The organism is Boseongicola aestuarii (genome assembly GCF_900184815.1).
GTDB lineage: Bacteria > Pseudomonadota > Alphaproteobacteria > Rhodobacterales > Rhodobacteraceae > Boseongicola > Boseongicola aestuarii.
In genome coordinates this window covers 1-1,176 of record NZ_FXXQ01000061.1, presented here as the reverse complement: position 1 = coordinate 1,176, position 1,176 = coordinate 1, and the positions used below count along the sequence as shown (strand labels likewise).

Annotated in this window: 1 protein-coding gene; it reads left to right on the top strand. The window is 60.5% G+C overall.

Annotated features, from left to right (window positions below):
• Positions 1-1,176: an elongation factor Tu gene (gene tuf, locus BOA8489_RS20035; protein ID WP_093976066.1), complete on the top strand. Its 1,176-nt coding sequence runs from the start codon at positions 1-3 to the stop codon at positions 1,174-1,176.

Here is a 1,176-nt window from a genome sequence, read left to right as displayed (position 1 = left end):
ATGGCAAAGGCAAAGTTTGAACGTAACAAACCGCACGTTAACATTGGCACGATCGGTCACGTTGACCACGGCAAGACGACACTGACGGCTGCGATCACGAAGTACTTCGGTGACTTCAAGGCGTATGACCAGATTGACGGCGCGCCGGAAGAGAAGGCCCGCGGGATCACGATTTCGACCGCACACGTCGAGTACGAGACCGAGAACCGTCACTACGCACACGTCGACTGCCCCGGCCACGCTGACTATGTGAAGAACATGATCACCGGCGCCGCACAGATGGACGGCGCGATCCTGGTTGTGAACGCAGCCGACGGCCCGATGCCCCAGACCCGCGAGCACATCCTGCTCGGTCGCCAGGTCGGCATTCCGACGATGGTTGTCTACATGAACAAGGTTGACCAGGTCGACGACGAAGAGCTTCTTGAGCTTGTCGAAATGGAAATCCGCGAGCTTCTGTCGAAGTACGAATACCCCGGCGACGACATTCCGATCGTCCGCGGTTCGGCACTTGCGGCGATGAACGGCACCGATCCCGAGATCGGCGAGAACTCGATCCGTGCGCTGATGGAAGCTGTCGACACATGGATCCCGACACCTGCACGTGCTGTTGACCAGCCGTTCCTGATGCCGGTCGAGGACGTGTTCTCGATTTCCGGTCGTGGTACGGTTGCGACGGGTCGCGTCGAGCGTGGCGTGATCAACGTCGGCGACGAGATCGAGATCGTCGGCATCCGCGACACGAAGAAGACAACCTGCACGGGCGTCGAGATGTTCCGCAAGTTGCTGGATCGTGGTGAGGCCGGCGACAACATCGGCGCGCTGCTGCGCGGTGTGGACCGTGAAGGCGTCGAGCGTGGTCAGGTTCTGTGCAAGCCGGGTTCGGTGACACCGCACACGAAGTTCGAGGCAGAAGCCTATATCCTGACGAAGGATGAAGGTGGCCGTCACACGCCGTTCTTCGCGAACTATCGTCCGCAGTTCTACTTCCGCACGACGGACGTAACGGGCACTGTCGAGCTGGCAGCTGGCACCGAGATGGTGATGCCGGGCGACAACGTGTCGTTCACGGTTGAGCTGATCGCGCCGATTGCGATGGAAAACGGTCTGCGCTTTGCGATCCGCGAAGGCGGCCGCACCGTCGGCGCAGGCGTCGTGTCGAAGATCATCGACTAA